Below are 21,379 nucleotides of genomic sequence, written 5' to 3' on the forward strand. Positions count from 1 at the left end.
TGTGTCTACAAATAATTCAATTGTTGAATGATTTAGTTGTTATTGTTGAGTTTAATGGTTGTAAATGTTGGGTAATTTAGTGTTCGTGACACGAAAAAGGCGGCGTTAGCTGCCTTTTGGGGATCGAGAACGATTTTTTTGACTCAGTTTTAGCCTTGAAGCATGACCGTCGCTTCGCCTTTGATGGCGACTTTTCCTTGCTCATTAAGTACTTGAGTTAGCAGTTTAGCGATGGGTTTATCCTCTCGCACTTCAGTGACCTCTACGCGAGCGGTCACAGTCTCTCCTACACGGATTGGGCAGGTAAACTGTAGTGTTTGCCCAAGATAAATAGCACCAGGCCCCGGGATTTTTGATGCCAGCAGTCCAGACACTAAACTCGCGCCTAACATACCATGCACAATCGGCACCTCGAACGGTGTCATTGCGGCAAAGGCTTCATCCAAATGAACCGGGTTATAATCTTCCGCTAACGAGGCAAACTGTTCTACGGCCGCTTTATCGAGTGTTTTACTTAGGCTCGCGTATTGTCCTACTTCAAGCGACATGGCAGCTCTCCTCTTGCGTGTTTAGTACGTCTTCAATGCGTTGTTTTACATAATTTCCCGGTGCGTCAAGCTCACCTTCAAGCACGCGAGCCTCAATTTTCTGTGAGAAATTACGCGCATCAAGCCACTCTTGCCAGTGTCCCCACCAAGAGCCAGTGTGCTTGTCTGCTGTCTCAAGCCAAGTGTCGGCGTCCGTATCCACTTTGTCATTCGTCCAATAGCCATACTTGGTTGAATCCGCATGATTCATCGGGCCGGCAATATGTCCGCTTTCCGCTAGTACAAAAGTGTTTTGACCGCTTAGCAGATCCGTGCCCTTAAAGGTGCCTTTCCAAAGCGCGATATGATCTTCGATAGCGGAAAGGAAGAAAGTTGGCGATTTCACTTTGGTAAGGTCGATACCAATACCGTCAATCTCAATGCCATTTGGCTGGCTGAGTTTGTTTTCTAGATAGAACTGGCGCAGCATTTGGTTGTGACAACTTGCTGGCACATTGGTGTTGTCGCTATTCCAATGCAGTAGATCAAACGCGACAGGTTTTTCACCTTTCAGGTAGTTGGTGATGTAGTAGTTCCAGTAAAGGCTGTTTTCACGAAGCAAACTGAACGACACCGCCATTTGGCGCCCGTCCATATAGCCTTGATGGTTGTTTTGAGACTCAATAGCCGAAATCATCGGGTCATTGATAAAGATGCCAAGCTCACCAGGCTGCTGGAAATCGAGGATCGTGGTTAATAGCGTGGCTGATTTAATGCGCTGCTTGCGACGCTTTCCTGCAAGATAGGCCATCGCGGCTGTAAGCAGTGTACCGCCAATACAATAGCCTAGTCCGTTCACTTCACGCTCACCAGTCTGGGCTTCAATCGCATCCAGCGCCGGGATGATGCCGTCTATCACGTAGTGGCCAAAGTCAGTATCACGGTACGATGCATCCGGGTTAACCCAAGAGATCATAAATACGGTGTGGCCTTGATCGACCAGCCATTTCACAAATGACTTACGCTGATTCAAATCCATGATGTAGTACTTGTTCACAAAAGGTGGCACCAACATCATCGGACGCTTGTACACTTCTTCTGTTGTCGCTTGATACTGAATAAGCTCAAACAGATGGTTTTTGAATACCACTTTGCCTTCTGTCGCCGCAACGTTTTCGCCAACCACAAACGCTTCGCTATCGGTCATACGGATATTGAGCATGTCTACGCTTTTGCTCATATCTTTCTGCAATTGGTCGAGGCCTTTGATGAGGTTCTCACCGTTGGACTCTAGCGTCAGCTTCATGATTTCTGGGTTGGTTGTGATGAAGTTACTTGGTGACATCGCATTGAGAAACTGGCGCGCAAAGAACTCGAGGCGCTCTTTTGCTTCTGGTTCGATATCTTGGGTATTACCAATGGTATCGAGTACCGATTTACAGACCAGTTTATAACTCTCTTTGATGTAGCTATACATCGGATTTTCAGACCAGCTTTCATCTCTAAAACGGGGATCTGTCTCTTTAGCGGTAGATTCGCTGGTCGACAAAATACAGTCATTAAACAGGTTTATCTGTTGGTTCCACCATGTCATTTGCTGCTCTAGGATACTGGTAGGGTTGCTAGCGACAGATTGTGCGAGCTGACTCCAGTCTTCGACTTGAGATTTGAAGATGGTGGATTGAGTAGGCTTTTGAAACGCATCAAACCAACCTTGGGTGGCTTGAAAGTAACTATCGATGACATCTTGGAATGGGGGCTTATTTTCCATCTTCTCATCCTTTATTGCATAGAAAATAGAGGGCGACACCATGTTTAGAAACGTATGTTTAGAAACTCATGCTCGGAAACTGATGTTTATAAACGAATAGTTATTAACGAGGTACGCCCATCTCAAAAAGCGGAGCCAAGATTACTTGTTTGGCGTAATTGAACTTGCCGAAATTTCATCAACAGCGGCTTTAAACTCGTTACCAATCTGGCTTAGCTTTTGACCGTCTTCCAGTAGGCGCTGGCTTACTTTAGTAATGATCTCGAGTTGTTTGCTGCCGTGGTTCATCAGATCTTGTGGTTGTTTCACCGCCACAAGGCTTTGTAGGTTTTCGTTAGTCAACTCGCTGTATGCAGTCAAAGTTTCAATCTGCATTTTTGATAGTGTTTCTACGTTCTTCGCAACCAGTTGGCTGAAGTTAGCAAATGGGTTAAGAACAGATTGTAGTTGAGCATTTACTGCTTCTAGAGCGGCTTGATTTTGCATGGTTAGCTTCCTTTTAAACGTCTTTTTGATGAACAACGTGTCTCTAATATCGAGTTACCTGTTCGCTTTTTGATTTAAGTCATGGAATTCAAACGCGTGTTTGAATGCGGATATGATGAAGAATGCTTAACCCTTTGTCACTAGCCTCAAAAGGCATAATTTATAGGTGATCAGCTCTAAAAATAATGCTCAGTGTTTAATTGTCCTTTGAGTTTGATTGCATAAGTGCCCAATTTAATTACTGTTAATGACTTGTTGTTATTTAAATTGTGTTTGAATTTTGATTTTGCTAGACGGCTATTAATTGCCAAAATTGAAATGTAGATCACAAAAATACAGCCGTTCACCTGTAGTAAAAGGCAGTCAATGTATTCGACTTGCTTTATTTATGCTGGATTAACTATTCGATTCTTTGATTGCTGTTGGATCCGGGGTTGCATTCCTTGTGTGAATGCTTTGCTGGTGATTCATGTTTTTGTTGTGGTGGTTTATTGTTAACTTTCTGTATTTTAAGTATTTTATTGCAATTTCTTTTGGCTTTGAAATTAACCTAAAAAATTTCCCTACTACTTTCATGAGCTTAGATGTATATGCTCTCTGCAATGGATGTTAATTTTAAAAAGTTGATGTTAATCACTTGTTGGATTAAATTTTGCTGGATATATTAAACGAGCGTTTGATACGGGCGTTTTAAATTATGAAAGTAAAATCTGGAACAAAAGAAAAGATATTTAATATTGCTCAGACTCTATTTATAGAGCGAGGTTATAACAATACATCGCTACGAGATATCACTCAAAGAGCCGATGTGAATCTAGCTGCCGTCAATTATCACTTTGGAGATAAAAACTCTTTAGTACAGGCGATTTTGGATGACTACCTCGTTCATTTAATGCCACAAGTGCATGGGCAATTAGAACAATTGAACCTCAGAGCAAGCTATAGCGTTGAGGATGTGTTGAACACAATAAAGTCGCCGCTATTGGGTTTAAATAAGTTACACCCAAATGGCATGGCCAGCTTTTTATTGCTCATTGCTAGCGGTTATAGCGATGTTCAAGGACATTTGCGATGGTTCATTGTTAATCATTACGGGAAAACTTTAGAGCTATTCAAACTATCTATGCTCACAGCTAACCCAAGTATTGATGAAGAGCCTTTGTTTTGGCGATTGCATTTTGCCCTTGGGGCGTTCGTGTTTGCCACTGTGTCATCTAAGGCATTAAACGAGATCGCTGCAAGCCAGTTCGATCGAGACAGTGACTTATTAAATATTATCGAGCAAGCCATACCCTACATTTCGGCTGGCTTAGAAACCGACAACAAGCAAGATAATTGCGAAACTCAACAAAAGGATTAATGGATATGAGTGTCATTACAAAGAAGTTGATCAGCCAGCCAGCATTTAATCTGTTTAAGAAAGTGCTGCCACCTCTGTCTGCCACTGAACGTGAGGCCATGGAAGCGGGCGGAGTATGGTGGGATGGCGAATTGTTTTCTGGTAATCCAGATTTTAATACTCTTCACAATTATCCCAAGCCGACGCTGACCGCGGAAGAACAGAACTTTATAGAAAATCAGCTCGAAACGTTGTTGTCGATGCTCGATGATCACAAAGCCGTCAAAGAAGATCGCGATTTGCCACCAGAAGTCTGGGAGTATCTGAAGAAAGAGCGCTTCTTCTCCCTTATCATCTCCAAGGAATACGGCGGGCGCGCTTTCTCTGCGCTGGCCAATTCAACGATAGTGTCCAAAATCGCGACTCGTAGCATGAGCGCGGCGATTACGGTCATGGTGCCTAACTCCTTAGGCCCAGGCGAACTGCTTTCACACTATGGTACTCAAGCACAAAAAGACTATTGGTTGCCTCGACTCGCTGATGGTACAGACACACCATGTTTTGCCCTCACGGGGCCTGAAGCAGGTTCTGATGCGGGTGGTATACCGGATACCGGCGTTGTTTGTTATGGCGAACACCAAGGTGAGGAAGTGTTAGGTATCCGACTTAATTGGAACAAACGTTATATCACCTTAGCGCCCATAGCGACCGTAATGGGACTGGCGTTTAAGATGCTAGATCCTGACGGTTTACTTGGCGATAACAAGAACGTCGGCATTACGTGTGCATTGATTCCAACCGATCACCCTGGTGTGGTGATAGGCGAAAGACATGACCCCCTTCATTTGGCCTTCATGAATGGCACGATCCAAGGTCAGGATGTGTTCATCCCGATGGACTGGCTCATTGGCGGCGCTAACTATGCGGGTAAGGGCTGGCGTATGTTGGTGGAATGTCTATCAGCAGGGCGCGGTATATCACTGCCGGCACTAGGCACCGCTATTGGCCATTTGACGGCGAGAACAACCGGTGCGTACGCCTATGTTCGTAAGCAGTTTGGTATGTCGATTGGTAAATTTGAAGGGGTGGCTGAAGCGTTAGGTCGTATTGGCGGTTTGAACTACTTGCTGGAAGCGAGCCGCACCCTAACAACGACGTCGCTTGATATGGGGCAAAAACCGGGTATTGTCACCGCCATTGCCAAATATCACATGACAGAAATCTCACGCACCATCTTGAATGACTCGATGGATATCCACGCAGGGCGTGCTATCCAATGTGGGCCAATGAACTACTTGTCTTCGGCCTATTTGGGTGTGCCGGTTGCTATCACGGTGGAAGGTGCGAACATTCTAACGCGTAACCTTATGATTTTTGGTCAGGGTGCCACGCGTTGCCATCCATACGTGTTCCAAGAAATGGAAGCGGCGGCCAACCCAGATCATCAAGCGGGTCTTGAGGCGTTTGATAACTTGTTGTTTAAACATATCGGTCACGCGACAAAAAATTCTATTGGCGGCTTGTTTGCTGCATTGACAGGCTCTGCGCTAACCTCGTCGCCGGTAAGTGGTGAAACAGCTCGTCACTATAAAAATTTGAAGCGCTTGAGCAAGGCTCTTGCGGTGAGTGCTGACTTTGCCATGTTAACGCTGGGTGGTGAGCTGAAACGCAAAGAGCTGATTTCTGCGCGACTCGGTGATGGTCTTGCATACCTCTATTTGGCATCAGCAGTATTGAAGAAATACCAAGATGAGGGCAGCCGAGCAGAAGAACGTGACTTTGTTGATTATGCAGTCGATTACTGTTTCCACCATGCGGCGAAGTCATTGAATGAAGCTTACCGCAACTTTCCAAGCGGATTCGCAGGTAAAACATTAAAAACACTGCTATTCCCAATTGGTAACCATTTCAAATTACCAAGCGATGATGTCACTTTGCGCATCGCAAACAAGCTGATGGTACCTGGTGAAATGCGCGATCGCTTGACGCATCTGTGCTATGTCGGAGCTGCTGAAGATGACAATGTTGGACTGATGGATCGCGCTTTTGTTGCCATGTATGGTGTGCGAGATTTAGAGAAGAAGCTTCTTGCAGGCGTTAAAGCAGGCAAGGTTGCTCGCAAAGGACTATTAGCTGACCGTTTGGCACAAGCACTGAAAGAAAATATCTTGAGCCAAGAGGAAGTCGATAAAATTCTAGAGGCGGATGCGCTTCGTTACCGAGCGATTCAGGTTGACCATTTCAGCCATGATATGAAGACCACGCTAACGAATGGTGATCCTCAAAAACAAAAGGCGCTCGCCAACGCAAGCTAGCATTAAAAGCCTGTCTACTTCGGTAGGCAGGCTTTTTTGTATAACGATAACAAACGATTAAGTCTCAACTAGGAACATCATGGAAAATCTCCAGCACTATCAAGCGCTAGAAAGCATGTACTTAGCAGCGCCAATTAACGAATTCTATTTACCTCGAATTAAAGTTCAGGAAGCTCAGGCAGATATTGAAATTGAGCTACATAAAAAATACTTTCACACGGCAGGTGCGGTGCACGGTTCGGTCTACTTTAAAATGCTCGATGATGCCGCCTTTTTTGCTGCTGCAAGTCTAGAGAAAGAGTATTTTGTTCTGACGACCTCTTTTACTACCTATATCACTCGGCCTGTTTCCAAGGGGCGTATGAAAGCGGTAGGCAAAGTGGTCAATATCAACAGCAGCCAGTTTATTGTTGAGTCGGTTGCCTATGATGGTGAAGATCGCGAGATCGGGCGAGGCAATGGGTTGTTTGTTCGCAGTAAAATGTTGCTACTAGATGTACCGGGCTATCAGTCTTAAGGGTTTGAATTTATTAAGGGAAGAATTTTCAGAGCCAATTGAGAGAAATTTGTGAGAAATCGGTGAGGCTGCTGCAAACCTTAACCTGCATGCTTTAACACATGGAAACGCGCAACAACCTTAACTTGTGCATTGTGCGTTTAATAAATGGTGTCCTTAGGGACAGTTAAAGGATGGAATCACAATGAAAAAACGTACTCAACTTGGACTTGCTATAACGTCTGCATCACTACTTCTCGGAGCCGGCTCCGTCAATGCCGCTGAGCTTGAAATCACCATCACTAATGCTACTAAGGGCATCTACTTCACGCCGCTCATCGTTGCTGCACACAATTCAGATTTGGTGATGTTTCGCACCGGACAAGCAGCCTCTGCCGAGTTAGAGGCGATGGCTGAAGGCGGGGATATCTCTGCGTTGGCTAGCGTGATCGGTAACGCCGGCGGAGTAGTGGTCGAAAATCCAGCGACTGGCATTTTAAACCCAGGTGTTGCGACGACCTTTTCAATGGATAGCGGAAGCTTTGGCTACCTCTCTCTAAGTGCGATGTTACTGCCAACTAATGACGGCTTTGTTGGCCTAGATAGCTGGAAAATTCCAACTGAACCAGGCACCTACAAAGCGACGCTGCGCGGCTATGATGCGGGCACCGAAGCCAATGACGAGCTTGCTGGAAGCATGCCTAATCCACCTTTCCTTACCTTTGGTGCTGGCGGTAGCGGTGTTGAAACCACAGTAACCAATACCACCGTTCATGTTCATCCAGGTAATTTGGGCGATAGTGATCCCGCTGGTGGTATTAGTGACCTAGACAATACCAGTCACCGCTGGTTAAACCCTGTTGCAACGATCACTGTTGTAGTGAAATAGGAGGTCACATGAAGACACGAATTTTACTATTGGCCAGCGCTGTTGCGGTGATTGCAGGGTGCGGTCACAACGATGATGACAGCCCAGCGACTCAAAACTACCGTTATACGGTGAGCGTTCAAAATTTGTCGGCGAATCAGCCATTGAGCCCACTTGCGATACTTGCTCACAATAGTGGCTTTAGCATGTTTGAGGTAGGGCAGAGCGTATCTGTTGAGCTAGAACATTTGGCTGAAGGTGGCAGCAATGCTCAGTTGCTTGCGTTAAGTGGCAGTGACGATAATGTTTACACCAGCACATCAGGGAAAGGGCTCATCATGCCTGGTGCGAGTGACTCCATCACCTTGACCTTGTCACCAGAGCAAGCTAAGTATCTGTCGGTTGCGTCTATGTTTGTGAACACGAATGATGCGTTTGTCGGTGAAACTGGATTGTCCATTGGTAGCCTCGCATCTGGCGAAACCTTTGTCATGGACATGAATGTCTGGGATTCAGGAACCGAAGGGAATGATGAACTGGCGGCAACCATACCTGGACCTGCTGGTGGTGGCGAAGGCTTTAACGCCAATCGGAATGATGACGACAAAGTCACTTTTCATCCGGGAATTGTGAGTAAAGACGATGGGTTAGCAACATCTGCATTGTCTGCGAATCACAGGTTCTTAAACCCTGGGGCAAGAATTACCATTACACGAATCGAATAATGAAAGTTATTACTACCTGCTCCGGTCATGTGCTAGGTCTACGGAATTGGAGCAGGTATCGTGATATGGCAAGTCAACCAAACCGCAGTTCGTTTTCTGCAAGTGCGCCCCAAGCCTCCACTGCGGCGTATAAAGCCGCCAATATATTATTGGTAGAAGACGACGATGATCTCGCTGACCTAGTTCAGATGCATCTTAAGTTTCAGGGGCATCAGGTCACGAGAGTGAGTTTGTGTGGGGAAGCGCGCCAACACTGCAGCGTCCAGCCTTTTGATCTTGTGATTCTCGATAGAGGTCTGCCGGATGGTGACGGCATCGATGTATGCCACTCGCTGCGACGGGTAGAAGATTGGACGCCAGTGCTTATGTTGACTGCACGCGACAGTGAAATGGATAAAGTCGACGGTTTGGAAGCGGGTGTCGACGACTACATTACCAAGCCTTTTAGCGTCTTAGAGTTTCAGGCTAGAGTTCGGAATATTCTACGTCGCCAAACAAGACCTGGCTCCTCAGCGCAAGAGAGCGAAAATAACGAGCTAGTATTTGGACCGCTAACAATTAGCCCAGAGCAGCACACGGTATCATTGCATGGTAAAGCCATTGCACTTACCGCCACTGAATTTACATTGCTGCACTTTTTGGCCTCAAGACCTGGCAGGGTCTATAGCAAGGATGAACTGCTAGAGCATGTTTGGCACACCAACCACACCGGTTATCACCATACAGTGTGTAGCACCATCAACAGGCTGCGCACTAAGCTGACGGTGCCCGATTCTACCCAGATGAGCGCCGACACTGAGGCTTCCGATAATTCACAACCAAGTAACCAACAAAGCTTTGTTCAGACGGTGTGGGGCGTTGGTTATAAGTTTCAATCGATTCGCGTGTGACGGATTGGATGTGATGAGTTTGATGTGATGGAAGCGAAGTCTAAAAGGAGGTGGTATGAGTTTCAAAATGCGCTTAGTGATTTTTACCAGTCTCTGGTTCTGCCTTATGACGGTGATCATTGCCGTGACGTATCATTGGCAGCGACAAACCATTGAGTACCGTACGACCCAAAGTCTGCATAAAGACTTAGCGGTACATATGCGCGATGACAATCCACTGATGATTGGCACCGAATACAACCCCAAAGCGCTGAAATCAATATTTCATACCTTAATGCTCATCGGCCCTGATTTTGAGATCTATTTTCTTGATGCCCAAGGGAATATTACCACTCATGCAGCGCCAGAAGGGGCTGAGATCATGGGTAGGATACGGCGTTTTTTGTCAAATCAACCGTTTCCGATCCTCGGGCAAGACCCACGTCATCCAGGGGAAGACACGGTATTCTCAGTCGCCGCGATAGAGGAGTTTGGCTCTACCATCGGTTACTTGTATGTGGTCATTGGCAGCACCAAGCATTCAGCGATTGCCAAAGCACAAGTGGATACGCCCTACATCGCCTTAACGGGGTTGACGCTGCTGTCGATTCTTGGGTTTGCGATAGGCGCTTATTGGTTAGTGAAACGCAGCCTGCTCACCCCTATTGAAAAAGTGACCATGAACTTGGAGCAGCAGGCCGAACAAGACTTTCGCTTAAAGCCGGATTTTACCAAACAGGTACCCGAGTTAGTGCCGATCGCGCATTCGTATCAGAAAATGGCCAAGCAGATTCAGCAGCAGTTTCTTCAACTTGAATACCAAGCAAGTAGTCGCCGTGACACACTCGTGCAGCTCAGCCATGATTTAAAAACGCCACTCTCTAGCGTTCTGGGGTATTTGGAAACCTGGAAATTGCAACACCCGGGTTCTGACCCCTTGATTGAAGTGGCGTATCGCAATTGCGGTAAGCTGTCGGAGCAGCTCTATTCACTGCTCGAAACCGCTAAAGCGGATTCTCATTTACCCAGTTATGAGTATCAGCCTGTTGAACTCAGTTCTTTGGTGACAGAGTGTGCCGAAACAATGTTAAGTCAATTTCAAAGACGGCAGATAACACTCAATGTCGAGGTGGATAAAGATATTAAAACCATAGGGGATAAAGGACTGCTGGAGCGATTGGTGCTTAACTTGCTAGAGAATGCGTTGCGTCACAGTCCATCCGGTGCCAGCGTTGATTGCCAAGCCCATACTTCGCCAGATGGCCAAAGCATTCAGTTTGTGTTTATTAATAGAGTAGAAGCCAGCGCGCCGAGCGGGTCATTGGGGATAGGAACGAGGATCGTTCAATCGATTTTAATGTTGCATCACAGCTACTTAGAAACCAGTGCTACGGATACTTTGTATCAGCAGCGATTTGCGCTAAGAGTGCTGTAAACCTAAGAGTGATGTAAAAAGGCTCCGAGCGTACTCGGAGCCGTGTTTGTTTGGGCTTAATGTCTAATCCGTTAGTAGCCTTTTTTACGATGGCGACTTTCAGACTGCACCGACTTGATGAACTTACCAAACTCTTTGGATTTGCTGCGTTTTTCCGCAAGTGATGCACTGTTTCTCGCTTGCTCGCGCTGCAGTTTGAAGTAGTTCTCCATTCGTCTCTCATCAAGATCACCGGCTTCCAATGCTTTGCGCACTGCGCAGCCTGGCTCGTTGGTGTGCTGACAATCACTAAAGCGGCATTGGTTTATCAGCGCTTCAACATCACTAAAGGTTTCGGCTAGGCCTTCTTCACTGGCCGTGAGCTGAATTTCGCGCATTCCCGGTGTATCTAGCAGCAATCCACCCTTTGGCATCTTGTGCATTGAGCGAGACGTTGTGGTGTGGCGACCTTTACTGTCGTCTTCACGAATGCCGCCTGTCGTCAGAGTTTGCGTTTGCATCAGTGTATTCACCAATGTCGATTTACCGACCCCTGATGATCCCATAAACGCCACGGTTTGCCCTGTTCCGCACCATGATTGCAGTCCTTGTAGCGACTCCACATCAAGCGAATTAACCGTTTCTATCATCAAAAATGGGTCAAGGGATTGCACTTGCTGGCGCTTGTCTTCGACATCGTCACACAAGTCGGCTTTGGTGAGTACGATAACCGCTTCTGCTTTGGCTTCATTCACTAACGTTAGGTAGCGCTCGATGCGACTAAGATTAAAGTCAAAGTTGAGCGAGCAGACGATGAACACCGTATCGACGTTCGCAGCAATGTACTGCTCTTCGATTTTTGAGCCCGGCGCCTTGCGGCTGAACAGTGACTTTCGCTCCAGCAAGCGAACAAACCCCTGTTGCTCGTCAAGGAGTAGCCAGTCTCCCACCGTCATCGCTGGGTAGCTAATGTGGTGTTCAAGGTGAAACTCTTGTTGCTCAGTACAAACGATATAACCGCTGCGATGATGAGCAATCACTCGGCCGAAAATAATGCCGTCATACTCTTCTAGCGTGAGCTGTTGTTGAAAATAGGTTTTCCAGCCAAGTTCGTTGATCGCGATTGGATGGGTAAAAATAGAATGCATTGTTAGTACCTAAAATTTGGTCTTATTTTTATAAGGGTCAGGTACTTACCGATGTAAGTGTGTGCAGGTTGCACAAGACCCCGGTTATGAACACCGGGTAAAGAAGGGGAGGGGTTAGGAAACAGTATCTGTTGTTGTGCTTCGCTCAACCGTTAGTTTTAGCCAACTTTACCGGGTGGGTATGAATAACAATCATGAAAATCCTCCAATGTAGTGAGTGAAAACAGGCTAATAATAGCAGCGCAGCGCTGATTGTACAGCGCTGCGATATAGAGCATTGAGATTAGTGATGTTTATGATGCTTCATACCCGACATGACTTTTTTCACTGGCACGGTCAGGACTTTCACTTCACCATTGGCAAAGTTTAGCTCAACGTTAATGGTGTCCCCTTCTTTCATAGGCGCTTTTACATCCAATAGCATCACATGCAGGCTGCCAGGCTTAAGGATGGTTTTACCATTGGCTGGAATGTCGATGGTGTTCACTTGACGCATCTTCATGACATCACCTTCTTTGATAACATCGTGCAGTTCAACCACGCTTGACGCTTGTGAGCTTGCGCTAACGATAGTACGAACTTCATTGCCGGTATTTTCAATGGTGCCGAATACCGCGCTGGTTGTTGCATTTGGTGGTGTTGCGCGAGCGTACACATCATTCACATCGATAGCGGCGTGTGCCATCGAAAGAGGCGCTAGGGCGATTGCAGATAGAAGGAGTTTGTTGAGCTTCATGGTTCATTCCATTGTTAAAGGTGCATCGTTATAAGTGCATCGTTTATAAAGTATAGTGTTGCTTATCCTTGCTTATTAACGCGATGAATCGCCTCAATAATCGGAGCAGGATTGAGCGTGTGCGGCACTTTTTCAATAAGCGTGCCGTCCGGGCTTAGGAAATAGAAATACGAACTGTGGTCGAGGGTATAGCCAAGCTTGGAGTCCTCAAGTTCTGCCTTACGGAAGATAACGCCATACTTGTGAGCAAGCGGTTTGGTGACTTCCAGCGGCGCAGATAAGCCTTCAATCATTGGGTGAAAGTAGTGGGCGTACTCGGCAGAGGCTTCTGCGGCATCGCGCTCAGGGTCGAGGGAAACAAACATAGGTCTTAGTGTGGCTTTGGTTTCATCGTCGATCTGGTTTAGCGCGCCAGCTAGCATCGCCAATGAGGTTGGGCAGACATCGGGGCAGCGGGTAAACCCAAAGTAGACCACACGGGTGCGAGGGTCAGCTTGATCAAAAATCGCTACAGCTTGCCCATTCTCGCCATACAGTACCGATTCGGAGACCGCTTGCAGTTTGGCAAGCTCTTCGGCCTGCTGTTGTTTTTGTTGTTGGTTGTTGAGATAGAGGTTGCTGCCTATGCCAAGGCCAAACGCAACCGCTAGAAGTCCTATCCATTTTTTGTTCATCGAGCACTCATCCTCAAGGCTGCTTTAATGTCGGTCTCACCATCAGAAACCTTACCATACCAAGTCATACGTTGCTCGGCACAAACTGGTAAGATAATTTCACCTTGATAGACGTCGGGTTTGATCATCTCAAGCTGATACTTGGCGACGCCCATGTCCATCTCCTTGCCTTCCAGAGAAACGGTTAAAAACTCCGTATTGGCATTTGGCCAAAATACATCGACCTTAATCGGCGTCAGCGGCGTGACACGGCGCGTATCGAGCTTAACTTTCACGCCTTGCTGCTCGCAAACTTCGTCAGATAGCATGCAATAGTCAGTCAAATCTATCTCTGTGTTTGGCGCTTGTTTAAACGCCGATGGCAAATAAAAGCCAGCGCCTAGCGCTGCCGCAACAAGGAGAATTTTTAATTTGCTGTTCAAGGTGATGTTAACCCATAGAAGAATTGGTAACCGCATCCTAACATATTCCATATCGGCATCTGTGCGGTAGTCCAAATTTTTGCTGCTTGTTAAATGACTTAGCGAGACGTAAATGGGTCTGTGTGTTTGAAGGAAGCTGAAATTTTGAAATTTGTCATTTACATCAAGATTATCTTTGAGTCACAACTTACCCTACTTTAGCCGTGCTTTACTCGCGTGTTCCTTCAAGCGTGTCTAGAGTCCAAACTGATTAGTACAACATATCGTCAGGCTAGAACAGGAACTATTAACATGAAAATGACTTCAAAATGGGCTTTGTCACTTTATGTATTGTGTGGCTCAGCCCTGTCCAGCCAAGCCTTTGCTATCAATTGCAACACATTGGATGAATGGAGCCCAACCATTGATGGCAAACAAGTGAATTTGCACCATGTATTTTGCGGAGAACCGTCGAAAAACGACCGCGCGAAAGGATTTCATGCCTTTCCCAAGGGCGTGAAACCGAGTAACTTTCAGTCGGCACAACCTACTGATGCACCCAACACAGCAGGCGTGTTTACTCTAAGGCAGATTAAGCTAGAGTTTAACGGCAAGGTGTACACTAAGTCGTTTAGCTCTATGTTTCCAGAGCATTGCAGTGCAGACCAAATTACCGCCAGCATTGTGTACTCCAATACCACGTCAACCGGCAATTGCAGTAACCCAAGTTGGGCACAGTGTGGCATGAGTGCCCCCGCTACCGATGTGACCGATGGCTATTGCAACGGCAACGATGGCAAGCCGTTCCAAGTTGCCAGTGCGCTGCTTTACGATGACAATAGTAAGATAAACACGGGCTTTCCTATTTACCAACCTTAGTGGCAAAGATGGAAGTCGGGTAAGCGTTGAACCTTTAAAGGTGTATAGAGAATCATGACAAAACACGAAGCGTTTCAATGGCCTGATTTTGATGAGGCCAACCCATCTCATTGCACCTTGAAGGACTTTTTTGCTTCCGATATCCAATACTCAGCGCTAATTGGTAAAGAGATCCGTCAGGGTATTCGTGATTACCTCTCTGGTGAGCGTGACAGCTACGACGGTGGTGGTAATGGCTATGAGTTTTGGTGTGCGCAGGAAGGGTTTTATCTGCAAGGCATCTATTCCGGTGGCGATGAAGCTGAGGTGTGCGTGAGCTACCCGGTCGTGTTAACAGGCCTTGAAGCCTGGTTAGTTTGGATAGAGCAAGGTTAGCCGCGCCAAAGGGTTAACCTATGACGATCAGCAGCGATGACAACTGCCGGACTTAGGCGCGTATTCCATAAGATTCCCCTGAAAATCAACGGAAAAGTCACAGCAGCTATGAAATACATCCAATAGTTTTTTACGGCTTTGCTTCACTCGCGACTTGAGCGTGGAGTAATTGATGCCTTTGTTCATTGCGTAATCTTTTTGCGACACTGCGTCGATTTCTATTGCGATGAGTAGCTCGGCATCTTGCTCTGGTAGCTGCTTGATAAATGGCAGCAGACAGTGGGAGAGCTCGCTGATAAGCTGCGCTTCATCTTGTTCCTGGTGCCACAAATCATCCGATGTCACTTCCTGCCTTTTACTGTTTTTTCGGTAAAAGTCGATAATGGTATTGTTGGCAATCTGGAACAGCCAGGGTTTGATTTTGCTCTCGTCGGTCACCGCTTGAAAGCCATTGTGAGTTTTAATCAAAATCTCTTGAAGTAGATCTTCAACATCCGCCGGGTTAGCGATTTTACTATGTAGAAACGCCTTTAGGCTGGATTGATAGGCTAACCAGATTGGCTCAAGTTTCATTTGTCTCATATACCTCATAGTGTTCAGCTTAACTGTGTTAGTAAGAGTGTTTGTTAGCCAGTGATTAGAGCTACTCAGTTTAACCTCTTTGTTGCTCAAAGTGACCGACAGTTTTCTTCGACCCTTAGTAAGACGATCAAGAATTCAAAAAGACGACATCTCTTTAAATTGCGTGAACGTCTTGTCAGTGACACCACCACTACATAAAGATGAACTGCCGATAAAGGCTGTCTAGCTCCGCGCGAATTTGTTGAATTTTTTGGTCATCATTAGTGTCTACGGCTTCGAACAGAGCTTTTTCCCTTTGAGTGATTTGCTGACACAAGCTCTTAAGATCATCACAAAACCCCACATGGTGATGGGCTTTTTGTCTCGCGGTTTCTACCGCTGACGCAATCTTTCTACGCGAACTCATAGGAATCACGTTGTTGGTTTGATTGTAGGCCTGTTGCCGCGTACGTCGCTGCAATGATTCATCTATTGCTTGCTTCATTGCTGGAGTGACCTTGTCTGCGTAAAGAATGGCTTTGCCATTGACGTTGCGTGCAGCTCGGCCAATGATTTGAATTAGAGCTTCTACAGAACGTAAGAAGCCTGCATGGTCAGCATCCAAAATAGCAACCAACGAAGCCTCTGGAATATCTAATCCCTCACGTAGTAGGTTGATACCGATTAACACATCAAATTCACCGGCTCTGAGAGCATTAATGATCTCCACTCTATCGGAAGTTTTGACGTCAGAATGCAGATAGCGAGCCCGAATACCTTGCTCATTAAAGAAATCATTCAGTGTTTCGGCGCTGCGCTTGGTTAATGTTGTCACAAGCGTCCGTTCGTTTTGTGCTGAGCGAATACGTATCTCTTTTAACAAATCCTCCATGCAGCTTGCCGAAGGGCGAACTTCAACTTCAGGGTCTAATAACCCTGTTGGGCGGATAATTTGCTCGATAACGACTTCATTTGAACGTTTAACTTCATACTTCCCTGGTGTCGCTGACACGAAGATGGTTTGAGGTTTTACTTTTTCAAACTCGCTAAAGGTTAGCGGGCGATTATTGAGTGCTGAGGGTAAACGGAATCCATAGTCAATTAAGGTGTCTTTGCGGCTGCGGTCTGATTTTGACATCGCGCTAATCTGAGGCACCATCACGTGGGATTCATCAATAAAGACGAGACCGTCTTTAGGTAAATAATCCATGAGAGTGGTTGGTGGCAAAGCGGGATCTCTATCATTCAGATAGCAGGCGTAGTTTTCAATCCCTCCGCAGTAGCCTAATTGCCGCATCATTTCAATATCGTGCATGCAGCGCTCATACAACCTAGCGGCTTCGGTCACTCTATTTTCTGCACTGAGTTCTGCAACTCTGCTCTCCATTTCAAGTCTAACTTGCTCGCTAGCTTCACGTACCTTCTCTGCAGAAGAGGCGTAGAGGGTTTTTGGTGACACTTTGTATTCGCTACAAGGTGCTAGCACGTCTCCTGTCGCTGGATCTATCCAGCTCAGACGATGAATCGTCCCTTTGTTTAGATCTACACGAATGCCATCTTTCTCAGAGTCTGCGGGAAAGATATCGATGGTATTGTTTTGCACCCTATAGCCCGCGCGTGAAAGTTTTGGCTGAGTAGGTGTGTACTGTAAGCGCGCTAGACGGTTCAACAGGTCATCTAGATTTAACTGAGCTCCAACCGCTAAAGGGATTTGTAAATCACGATACGCCTGCGGATCCCCTAATCCATAAACAGATGACACCGACGCGACAACCACTACATCACGCCTTTCAATCAGAGATTTCGTAGTGGATAAACGTAATCGTTCTAGTTGTTCATTTATGGCTGAATCTTTACGGATAAAACGGTCGCTGCCAGGGATGTAGACCTCTGGCTGAAAATAATCGTAATAAGAAACAAAATACTCAACGGCATTCTCTGGAAAGAATCGTTGCATCTCGCTATACAGCTGAGCGGCCAGTGTTTTGTTGTGAGCCAAAATTAGCGTAGGGCGCTGCAGGCGATGAATGATATTCGCCATGGTAAAGGTCTTGCCAGACCCAGTGACACCTTTGAGGGTTTGGTGGGTTTTGCCGCTATTGACGCCTTCAATCAATCTCGCAATGGCTTCAGGTTGATCACCAGAGGGTGGGTACTCAGAATGAAGAATAAATGTGTTTTTCATTAGACATATTCCTTGTGAGTGAGCAACCAAAAGTATAGTTAGGATCAGTTATTTATCGAGTTGTTGCGGGGAGCGACGGGCTGACTTTCATCAAGTTACATCTTGGTGAACCTGACATTTGGCAAGGTCTATATTTAATGTTGGTAAAGAAGGTGACAGAGGGGCGCTGAGTAGGCAACACAGATGTTGCCCCGATATTCAGCGTTGATCACTATTGAAGTTGGCGTTCAGCATCCCAGGCTTAATAACCCTCGGCCATAATATGATAAATCCGAGACCCAAAATCACCGATATACCGAGTATGCTCGGTAATTTCTACTCCCATAAACTGATTGTTTAGCGGTAGGCCAACACTGGCTAGTTGGTCACCATAGAGCTGATACAGCTCGCTGTTAACACGTGTATCTGTGGTTTCAATCTCTTCGCGATACTGCGCTCTAGAGCGGACGATAAATGCCAGCTCTGGGTTCAGCGCAGGCAGTTTGATGGTTTCTAGCTCGCCACTGCTTTGCTGCAGTTTTTGGTAGTAGCCGAGTAGGGCTTCGTTGCCGTCATCATTGACCACCAACCAGGTGGTAATGTTGCCTTCAAATGGGGAAGACAGACGGTAAAAGCGGCCAAATTGAAGCAGTTGTCGGTGCTGCTTATAGAATGCGATTTGCTCCACCACCGCTTGGGTTTCTTGCTCGGTAAGTTGAGTGATGTCGAGTTGGTAGCCGAAGTTTCCAAAGGCAGCGACATTAAAGCGCGTTTCAAGCGGTGTGCGTCGCAGAACTTGGTGCGATGGTTTCGCGGCTACATGGGCGCTCATGGCCGACAACGGATAGCAAAGAGAGGTACCGTGCTGGATGTTCAAGCGCTCAATGGCATCGGTGTTATCACTCGTCCAGGTTTGCGGCATGTAGCTGAGCATGCCGAGATCAAAGCGATTGCCGCCGCTAGAGCAAGACTCAAATAGAATGTTCGGGAAGGTCTTGGTTAGTCGCGTGAGTAAGTCATACAGTCCCAGAACGTAGCGGTGATTAAATGAAGCTTGTTCCTTTGCTGACAAGGAATGAGCGTAGCTATCACTGAAGTTTCGGTTGTGATCCCATTTCACGTAATCGACTCGGGCGCGGGAGAACACGTCACTGAGCTTCTCAAACAAATAGTCAATCACTTCAGGGTTGGCCATATCGAGTACGAGCTGATTTCGACCTAATGATGGTGTGCGCTCGGGATGAGTAATCGCCCATTCAGGGTGGGCGCGAAATAGCTCGCTGTCAGGCGAGACCATTTCTGGCTCGACCCAAATACCAAATTTGAGTCCATAATCTTTCACGGTCTCACTGATGCGTGCGATACCACCGACAAGTTTTGGGTTGTCAAAATAGTCGCCAAGGCTGGTGGTGTCATCATTACGTTTGCCAAACCAGCCATCATCGAGCACAAATAGCTCGACACCAATAGACTTGGCTTTTTGTGCGATGGCATCCAGTTTGTCGTAGTCGAAATCGAAGTAGGTTGCTTCCCAGTTGTTCACTTGGATAGGACGTTCTACATTGCGCCACTGCTCTGAAATAACATGCTGGTTGATGAACTGATGCAGTTGCTGGCTCATGCGGTTCAAGCCGCTCGCAGAGTAGGTGAGCGCAATCTCTGGTGTGGTAAAACGCTCGCCTGATTCCAGCTCCCAACGGAAATCAAAGTCATTAATGCCGGTCATGACCCGCGTTTGGTTGTACGGGGAGACTTCAGCCACCGACAAATGGTTACCGCTGTACATGAGCCCAAACCCGTAGCAGGCACCAAGATGTTCATTGGTCTCTTTTCTCGCTAGGGCAATGAACGGGTTGTGATTGGCGCTGCTCACCCCCTTTTTGGAGTCTATCTGAACAGTGCCCTTTTCAAGGCTTTGGCGCGCGATTTGTGCCTCTTTGATCCATTTGCCTTGCAGGTGAATCAGATCCCAGCTTTCGTCAGCAAAATCGACGCAGCTACTGAGTGCGCGAAGAAGTTGTACTGGTCGACTGGCATGATTTCGCACCACTAAATGGCGAGTGATGACGTCGGATTGGCTAAAGACTGAGTAGTGCACATCCACTTCAAGTTTGGTCACGGGATCGGCTAAGGTAATCACTAGGTGGTGACTATCTCGCTCTGCACTGGCAGACGGTAAGCCTTCAAGCGAAGGTTTGCTGTCTAGAAGTTGGTGTGATTGGTAGAGTAAATCGGTGACACGTGAGCCATCGGTATATTCAACATGCAAAAGTGGGCTTCGATAATCCCCTTTGCCAAAGGTAGGTACTTCGAGCCTGAAGGTGTTTAGAGTTTGCCCAGGTATGTCTGCATAGTCTGTCGAGGAGCCCATCTTGTCATGATAAAGATGCTCAAGGGCATTGAACTGAGGTCGATGGGTGAGCCTATCTCCATAGTGAAGATGAACAAGGTGGCCGGTGCTCGTGACCTTAATCAGGTAGCTAGAACGTTTGGTTTGAAGGTGAAACTCTAACCCTTGGTCATTAATCGAAATCATTCAACCACCTATTTATGCAGGGCGCGCTTTGGCTAGCGCGCGAATACAGATTTACGTTGGACAAGTGTTGGCGTGAACACAATCGGGTCATCTTCGATGGCCTCACCGCGAGACAGCAGTAATGCTAATCGAGCGGCACGTTCGGCCATCATTGCGATTGGGTAGCGCACGGTTGTGAGATGTGGGTGCACAAAGCGGGCGATTAGGCCGTCATCGAAACCGATAACAGAGATGTCTTTAGGTACCGAAATGGCATTATTTTCAAGCGCTTGAATTGCTCCAGCGGCCATATAATCGTTGTAGGTGACCACCGCAGTAATATCTAACGATTTAGACAGTAAATTGGTCATGGCGAGTTCGCCGCCATCGCTGCTTGGTGCACCTGCTTCAATGTAGTTTTTGGAAAGCAGAATACCGTGATCTTCCAGAGCAGTTCGATAGCCCTTAATGCGCTGATGGGTATCTTCAATGTCTTGGGAAGAAGCAATGCAGGCAATGTTGCGATGACCGGACTTAATTAAATGCAACGTAGCAAGATAAGCGCCGCGCTCGTTGTCGAGCGAAATACAACGTGATTCGATTTGTGGAATAAAGCGGTTAATGATCACCAGCCCTTTCACTTCTTTGGCGTAGTTGATGAGCTCTTCATCACTGAGCCCTTTTGCGTGCAGAATAATTGCCTCGCAGCGGCTATTGATGAGCAGCTCTAAGGCGTGGCGCTCGTCATCTGCATTGTGATAGCCATTGCCAATAAGGATGTGCTTGCCCGCTTCTCTGGCGACTTGATCCACTGATTTGATTAAGGTGCCAAAAAACGGATCCGACACATCAGAAACCACGACGCCGATGGTATTGGTACTTTGGCTGACCAGCGCTCTTGCTGCCGCATTGGGGCGATAGCCCAACTTTTTCATCGCCGCAGACACTGAGTCGATGGAAGACTGGCTGGCTTTGGGCGATTTATTAATAACACGAGACACTGTGGCGACAGAGACTCCTGCTTCTTTAGCGACATCTTTTATGGTTGCCATGGGGCACCTTTTGCATTGGAACTATTACGATTGCGAGTATTAGAACTCGTTTCATATAAGAGTT

The 21,379-nt window shown here is 46.8% G+C and carries 20 protein-coding genes; 9 read left to right on the forward strand and 11 right to left on the reverse strand.

Features of this window, described 5'->3' with window-relative positions; all coding sequences use genetic code 11:
* Positions 1 to 149: 149 nt before the first annotated feature.
* The 3 genes from PG915_RS19865 to PG915_RS19875 all read right to left on the reverse strand — a co-directional run bounded on the left by PG915_RS19865 (position 150) and on the right by PG915_RS19875 (position 2,784).
* Positions 150 to 548, reverse strand: coding sequence for a MaoC family dehydratase (locus tag PG915_RS19865; RefSeq protein ID WP_353500124.1), 399 nt, complete (start codon positions 546 to 548; stop codon positions 150 to 152).
* Positions 538 to 2,298 (reverse strand): class I poly(R)-hydroxyalkanoic acid synthase, encoded by a 1,761-nt coding sequence (phaC, locus tag PG915_RS19870; protein WP_353500125.1) that lies wholly within the window; start codon positions 2,296 to 2,298, stop codon positions 538 to 540. The genes PG915_RS19865 and phaC overlap by 11 nt, the downstream gene beginning before the upstream one ends.
* A gap of 141 nt (positions 2,299 to 2,439) precedes the next feature.
* Entirely contained in the window at positions 2,440 to 2,784 is a 345-nt protein-coding gene (locus PG915_RS19875) for a phasin family protein (protein WP_042500368.1), read from the reverse strand.
* 697 nt (positions 2,785 to 3,481) lie between these two features.
* Here PG915_RS19875 and PG915_RS19880 point away from each other — a divergent pair.
* From PG915_RS19880 to PG915_RS19910, 7 genes are all read left to right on the forward strand, one after another.
* Positions 3,482 to 4,144, forward strand: coding sequence for a TetR/AcrR family transcriptional regulator (locus PG915_RS19880; RefSeq protein ID WP_353500126.1), 663 nt, complete (start codon positions 3,482 to 3,484; stop codon positions 4,142 to 4,144).
* Positions 4,145 to 4,149: 5 nt separating this feature from the next.
* The gene (locus PG915_RS19885) at positions 4,150 to 6,438 is read left to right on the forward strand and encodes an acyl-CoA dehydrogenase (protein ID WP_353500127.1); all 2,289 of its coding nucleotides are present in this window, start codon (positions 4,150 to 4,152) and stop codon (positions 6,436 to 6,438) included.
* A 79-nt stretch (positions 6,439 to 6,517) separates the two neighbouring features.
* The gene (locus tag PG915_RS19890) at positions 6,518 to 6,955 is read left to right on the forward strand and encodes a PaaI family thioesterase (RefSeq protein WP_353500128.1); all 438 of its coding nucleotides are present in this window, start codon (positions 6,518 to 6,520) and stop codon (positions 6,953 to 6,955) included.
* Positions 6,956 to 7,139: 184 nt separating this feature from the next.
* Positions 7,140 to 7,823, forward strand: a complete 684-nt coding sequence (locus tag PG915_RS19895; RefSeq protein ID WP_353500129.1) for a spondin domain-containing protein — start codon at positions 7,140 to 7,142, stop codon at positions 7,821 to 7,823.
* Between the two features lie 8 nt (positions 7,824 to 7,831).
* A complete protein-coding gene (locus PG915_RS19900) occupies positions 7,832 to 8,527 on the forward strand; it encodes a spondin domain-containing protein (protein ID WP_353500130.1) in 696 nt (231 codons plus the stop codon).
* A gap of 65 nt (positions 8,528 to 8,592) precedes the next feature.
* On the forward strand, positions 8,593 to 9,417 hold the full coding sequence (locus PG915_RS19905) for a response regulator transcription factor (protein WP_353500131.1): 825 nt from the start codon (positions 8,593 to 8,595) through the stop codon (positions 9,415 to 9,417).
* A 55-nt stretch (positions 9,418 to 9,472) separates the two neighbouring features.
* A complete protein-coding gene (locus PG915_RS19910) occupies positions 9,473 to 10,831 on the forward strand; it encodes a sensor histidine kinase (RefSeq protein WP_353500132.1) in 1,359 nt (452 codons plus the stop codon).
* A gap of 71 nt (positions 10,832 to 10,902) precedes the next feature.
* On the opposite strand, the gene rsgA is transcribed toward PG915_RS19910, so the two are convergent.
* From rsgA to PG915_RS19930, 4 genes are all read right to left on the reverse strand, one after another.
* Entirely contained in the window at positions 10,903 to 11,958 is a 1,056-nt protein-coding gene (gene rsgA, locus PG915_RS19915) for a ribosome small subunit-dependent GTPase A (RefSeq protein ID WP_353500133.1), read from the reverse strand.
* A 283-nt stretch (positions 11,959 to 12,241) separates the two neighbouring features.
* On the reverse strand, positions 12,242 to 12,694 hold the full coding sequence (locus PG915_RS19920) for a copper chaperone PCu(A)C (RefSeq protein WP_042500419.1): 453 nt from the start codon (positions 12,692 to 12,694) through the stop codon (positions 12,242 to 12,244).
* A gap of 62 nt (positions 12,695 to 12,756) precedes the next feature.
* A complete protein-coding gene (locus PG915_RS19925) occupies positions 12,757 to 13,368 on the reverse strand; it encodes an SCO family protein (RefSeq protein ID WP_353500134.1) in 612 nt (203 codons plus the stop codon).
* Positions 13,365 to 13,865 (reverse strand): hypothetical protein, encoded by a 501-nt coding sequence (locus PG915_RS19930; protein WP_353500135.1) that lies wholly within the window; start codon positions 13,863 to 13,865, stop codon positions 13,365 to 13,367. Before PG915_RS19930 ends, PG915_RS19925 begins: the two co-directional genes overlap by 4 nt.
* 216 nt (positions 13,866 to 14,081) lie before the next feature.
* On the opposite strand from PG915_RS19930, the gene PG915_RS19935 reads away from it, so the two are divergent.
* Together PG915_RS19935 and PG915_RS19940 are read left to right on the forward strand one after the other, a co-directional pair.
* Positions 14,082 to 14,648, forward strand: a complete 567-nt coding sequence (locus PG915_RS19935) for an EndoU domain-containing protein (RefSeq protein WP_353500136.1) — start codon at positions 14,082 to 14,084, stop codon at positions 14,646 to 14,648.
* Between the two features lie 54 nt (positions 14,649 to 14,702).
* Positions 14,703 to 15,023, forward strand: coding sequence for a hypothetical protein (locus PG915_RS19940; protein WP_353500137.1), 321 nt, complete (start codon positions 14,703 to 14,705; stop codon positions 15,021 to 15,023).
* A gap of 27 nt (positions 15,024 to 15,050) precedes the next feature.
* Here PG915_RS19940 and sigZ read toward each other — a convergent pair whose 3' ends face one another.
* The 4 genes from sigZ to PG915_RS19960 all read right to left on the reverse strand — a co-directional run bounded on the left by sigZ (position 15,051) and on the right by PG915_RS19960 (position 21,315).
* A complete protein-coding gene (sigZ, locus tag PG915_RS19945; protein ID WP_353500173.1) occupies positions 15,051 to 15,596 on the reverse strand; it encodes an RNA polymerase sigma factor SigZ in 546 nt (181 codons plus the stop codon).
* A 199-nt stretch (positions 15,597 to 15,795) separates the two neighbouring features.
* A complete protein-coding gene (gene uvrB / locus PG915_RS19950) occupies positions 15,796 to 17,769 on the reverse strand; it encodes an excinuclease ABC subunit UvrB (protein WP_353500138.1) in 1,974 nt (657 codons plus the stop codon).
* Positions 17,770 to 18,010: 241 nt separating this feature from the next.
* Positions 18,011 to 20,284, reverse strand: coding sequence for an alpha-galactosidase (locus PG915_RS19955; protein WP_353498749.1), 2,274 nt, complete (start codon positions 20,282 to 20,284; stop codon positions 18,011 to 18,013).
* 32 nt (positions 20,285 to 20,316) lie between these two features.
* Positions 20,317 to 21,315: a substrate-binding domain-containing protein gene (locus PG915_RS19960; RefSeq protein WP_353498750.1), complete on the reverse strand. Its 999-nt coding sequence runs from the start codon at positions 21,313 to 21,315 to the stop codon at positions 20,317 to 20,319.
* Positions 21,316 to 21,379 lie beyond the last annotated feature (64 nt).

This window comes from Vibrio sp. CB1-14, from assembly GCF_040412085.2.
In the GTDB taxonomy this organism is placed as follows: domain Bacteria; phylum Pseudomonadota; class Gammaproteobacteria; order Enterobacterales; family Vibrionaceae; genus Vibrio; species Vibrio chaetopteri.

Coding starts and splice junctions, on each gene's coding strand:
- PG915_RS19865 (WP_353500124.1), bottom strand. CDS start 548: ATGTCGCTTGAAGTAGGACAATACGCGAGCCTAAGTAAAACACTCGAT.
- phaC (WP_353500125.1), bottom strand. CDS start 2,298: ATGGAAAATAAGCCCCCATTCCAAGATGTCATCGATAGTTACTTTCAA.
- PG915_RS19875 (WP_042500368.1), bottom strand. CDS start 2,784: ATGCAAAATCAAGCCGCTCTAGAAGCAGTAAATGCTCAACTACAATCT.
- PG915_RS19880 (WP_353500126.1), top strand. CDS start 3,482: ATGAAAGTAAAATCTGGAACAAAAGAAAAGATATTTAATATTGCTCAG.
- PG915_RS19885 (WP_353500127.1), top strand. CDS start 4,150: ATGAGTGTCATTACAAAGAAGTTGATCAGCCAGCCAGCATTTAATCTG.
- PG915_RS19890 (WP_353500128.1), top strand. CDS start 6,518: ATGGAAAATCTCCAGCACTATCAAGCGCTAGAAAGCATGTACTTAGCA.
- PG915_RS19895 (WP_353500129.1), top strand. CDS start 7,140: ATGAAAAAACGTACTCAACTTGGACTTGCTATAACGTCTGCATCACTA.
- PG915_RS19900 (WP_353500130.1), top strand. CDS start 7,832: ATGAAGACACGAATTTTACTATTGGCCAGCGCTGTTGCGGTGATTGCA.
- PG915_RS19905 (WP_353500131.1), top strand. CDS start 8,593: ATGGCAAGTCAACCAAACCGCAGTTCGTTTTCTGCAAGTGCGCCCCAA.
- PG915_RS19910 (WP_353500132.1), top strand. CDS start 9,473: ATGAGTTTCAAAATGCGCTTAGTGATTTTTACCAGTCTCTGGTTCTGC.
- rsgA (WP_353500133.1), bottom strand. CDS start 11,958: ATGCATTCTATTTTTACCCATCCAATCGCGATCAACGAACTTGGCTGG.
- PG915_RS19920 (WP_042500419.1), bottom strand. CDS start 12,694: ATGAAGCTCAACAAACTCCTTCTATCTGCAATCGCCCTAGCGCCTCTT.
- PG915_RS19925 (WP_353500134.1), bottom strand. CDS start 13,368: ATGAACAAAAAATGGATAGGACTTCTAGCGGTTGCGTTTGGCCTTGGC.
- PG915_RS19935 (WP_353500136.1), top strand. CDS start 14,082: ATGAAAATGACTTCAAAATGGGCTTTGTCACTTTATGTATTGTGTGGC.
- PG915_RS19940 (WP_353500137.1), top strand. CDS start 14,703: ATGACAAAACACGAAGCGTTTCAATGGCCTGATTTTGATGAGGCCAAC.
- sigZ (WP_353500173.1), bottom strand. CDS start 15,596: ATGAAACTTGAGCCAATCTGGTTAGCCTATCAATCCAGCCTAAAGGCG.
- uvrB (WP_353500138.1), bottom strand. CDS start 17,769: ATGAAAAACACATTTATTCTTCATTCTGAGTACCCACCCTCTGGTGAT.
- PG915_RS19955 (WP_353498749.1), bottom strand. CDS start 20,284: ATGATTTCGATTAATGACCAAGGGTTAGAGTTTCACCTTCAAACCAAA.
- PG915_RS19960 (WP_353498750.1), bottom strand. CDS start 21,315: ATGGCAACCATAAAAGATGTCGCTAAAGAAGCAGGAGTCTCTGTCGCC.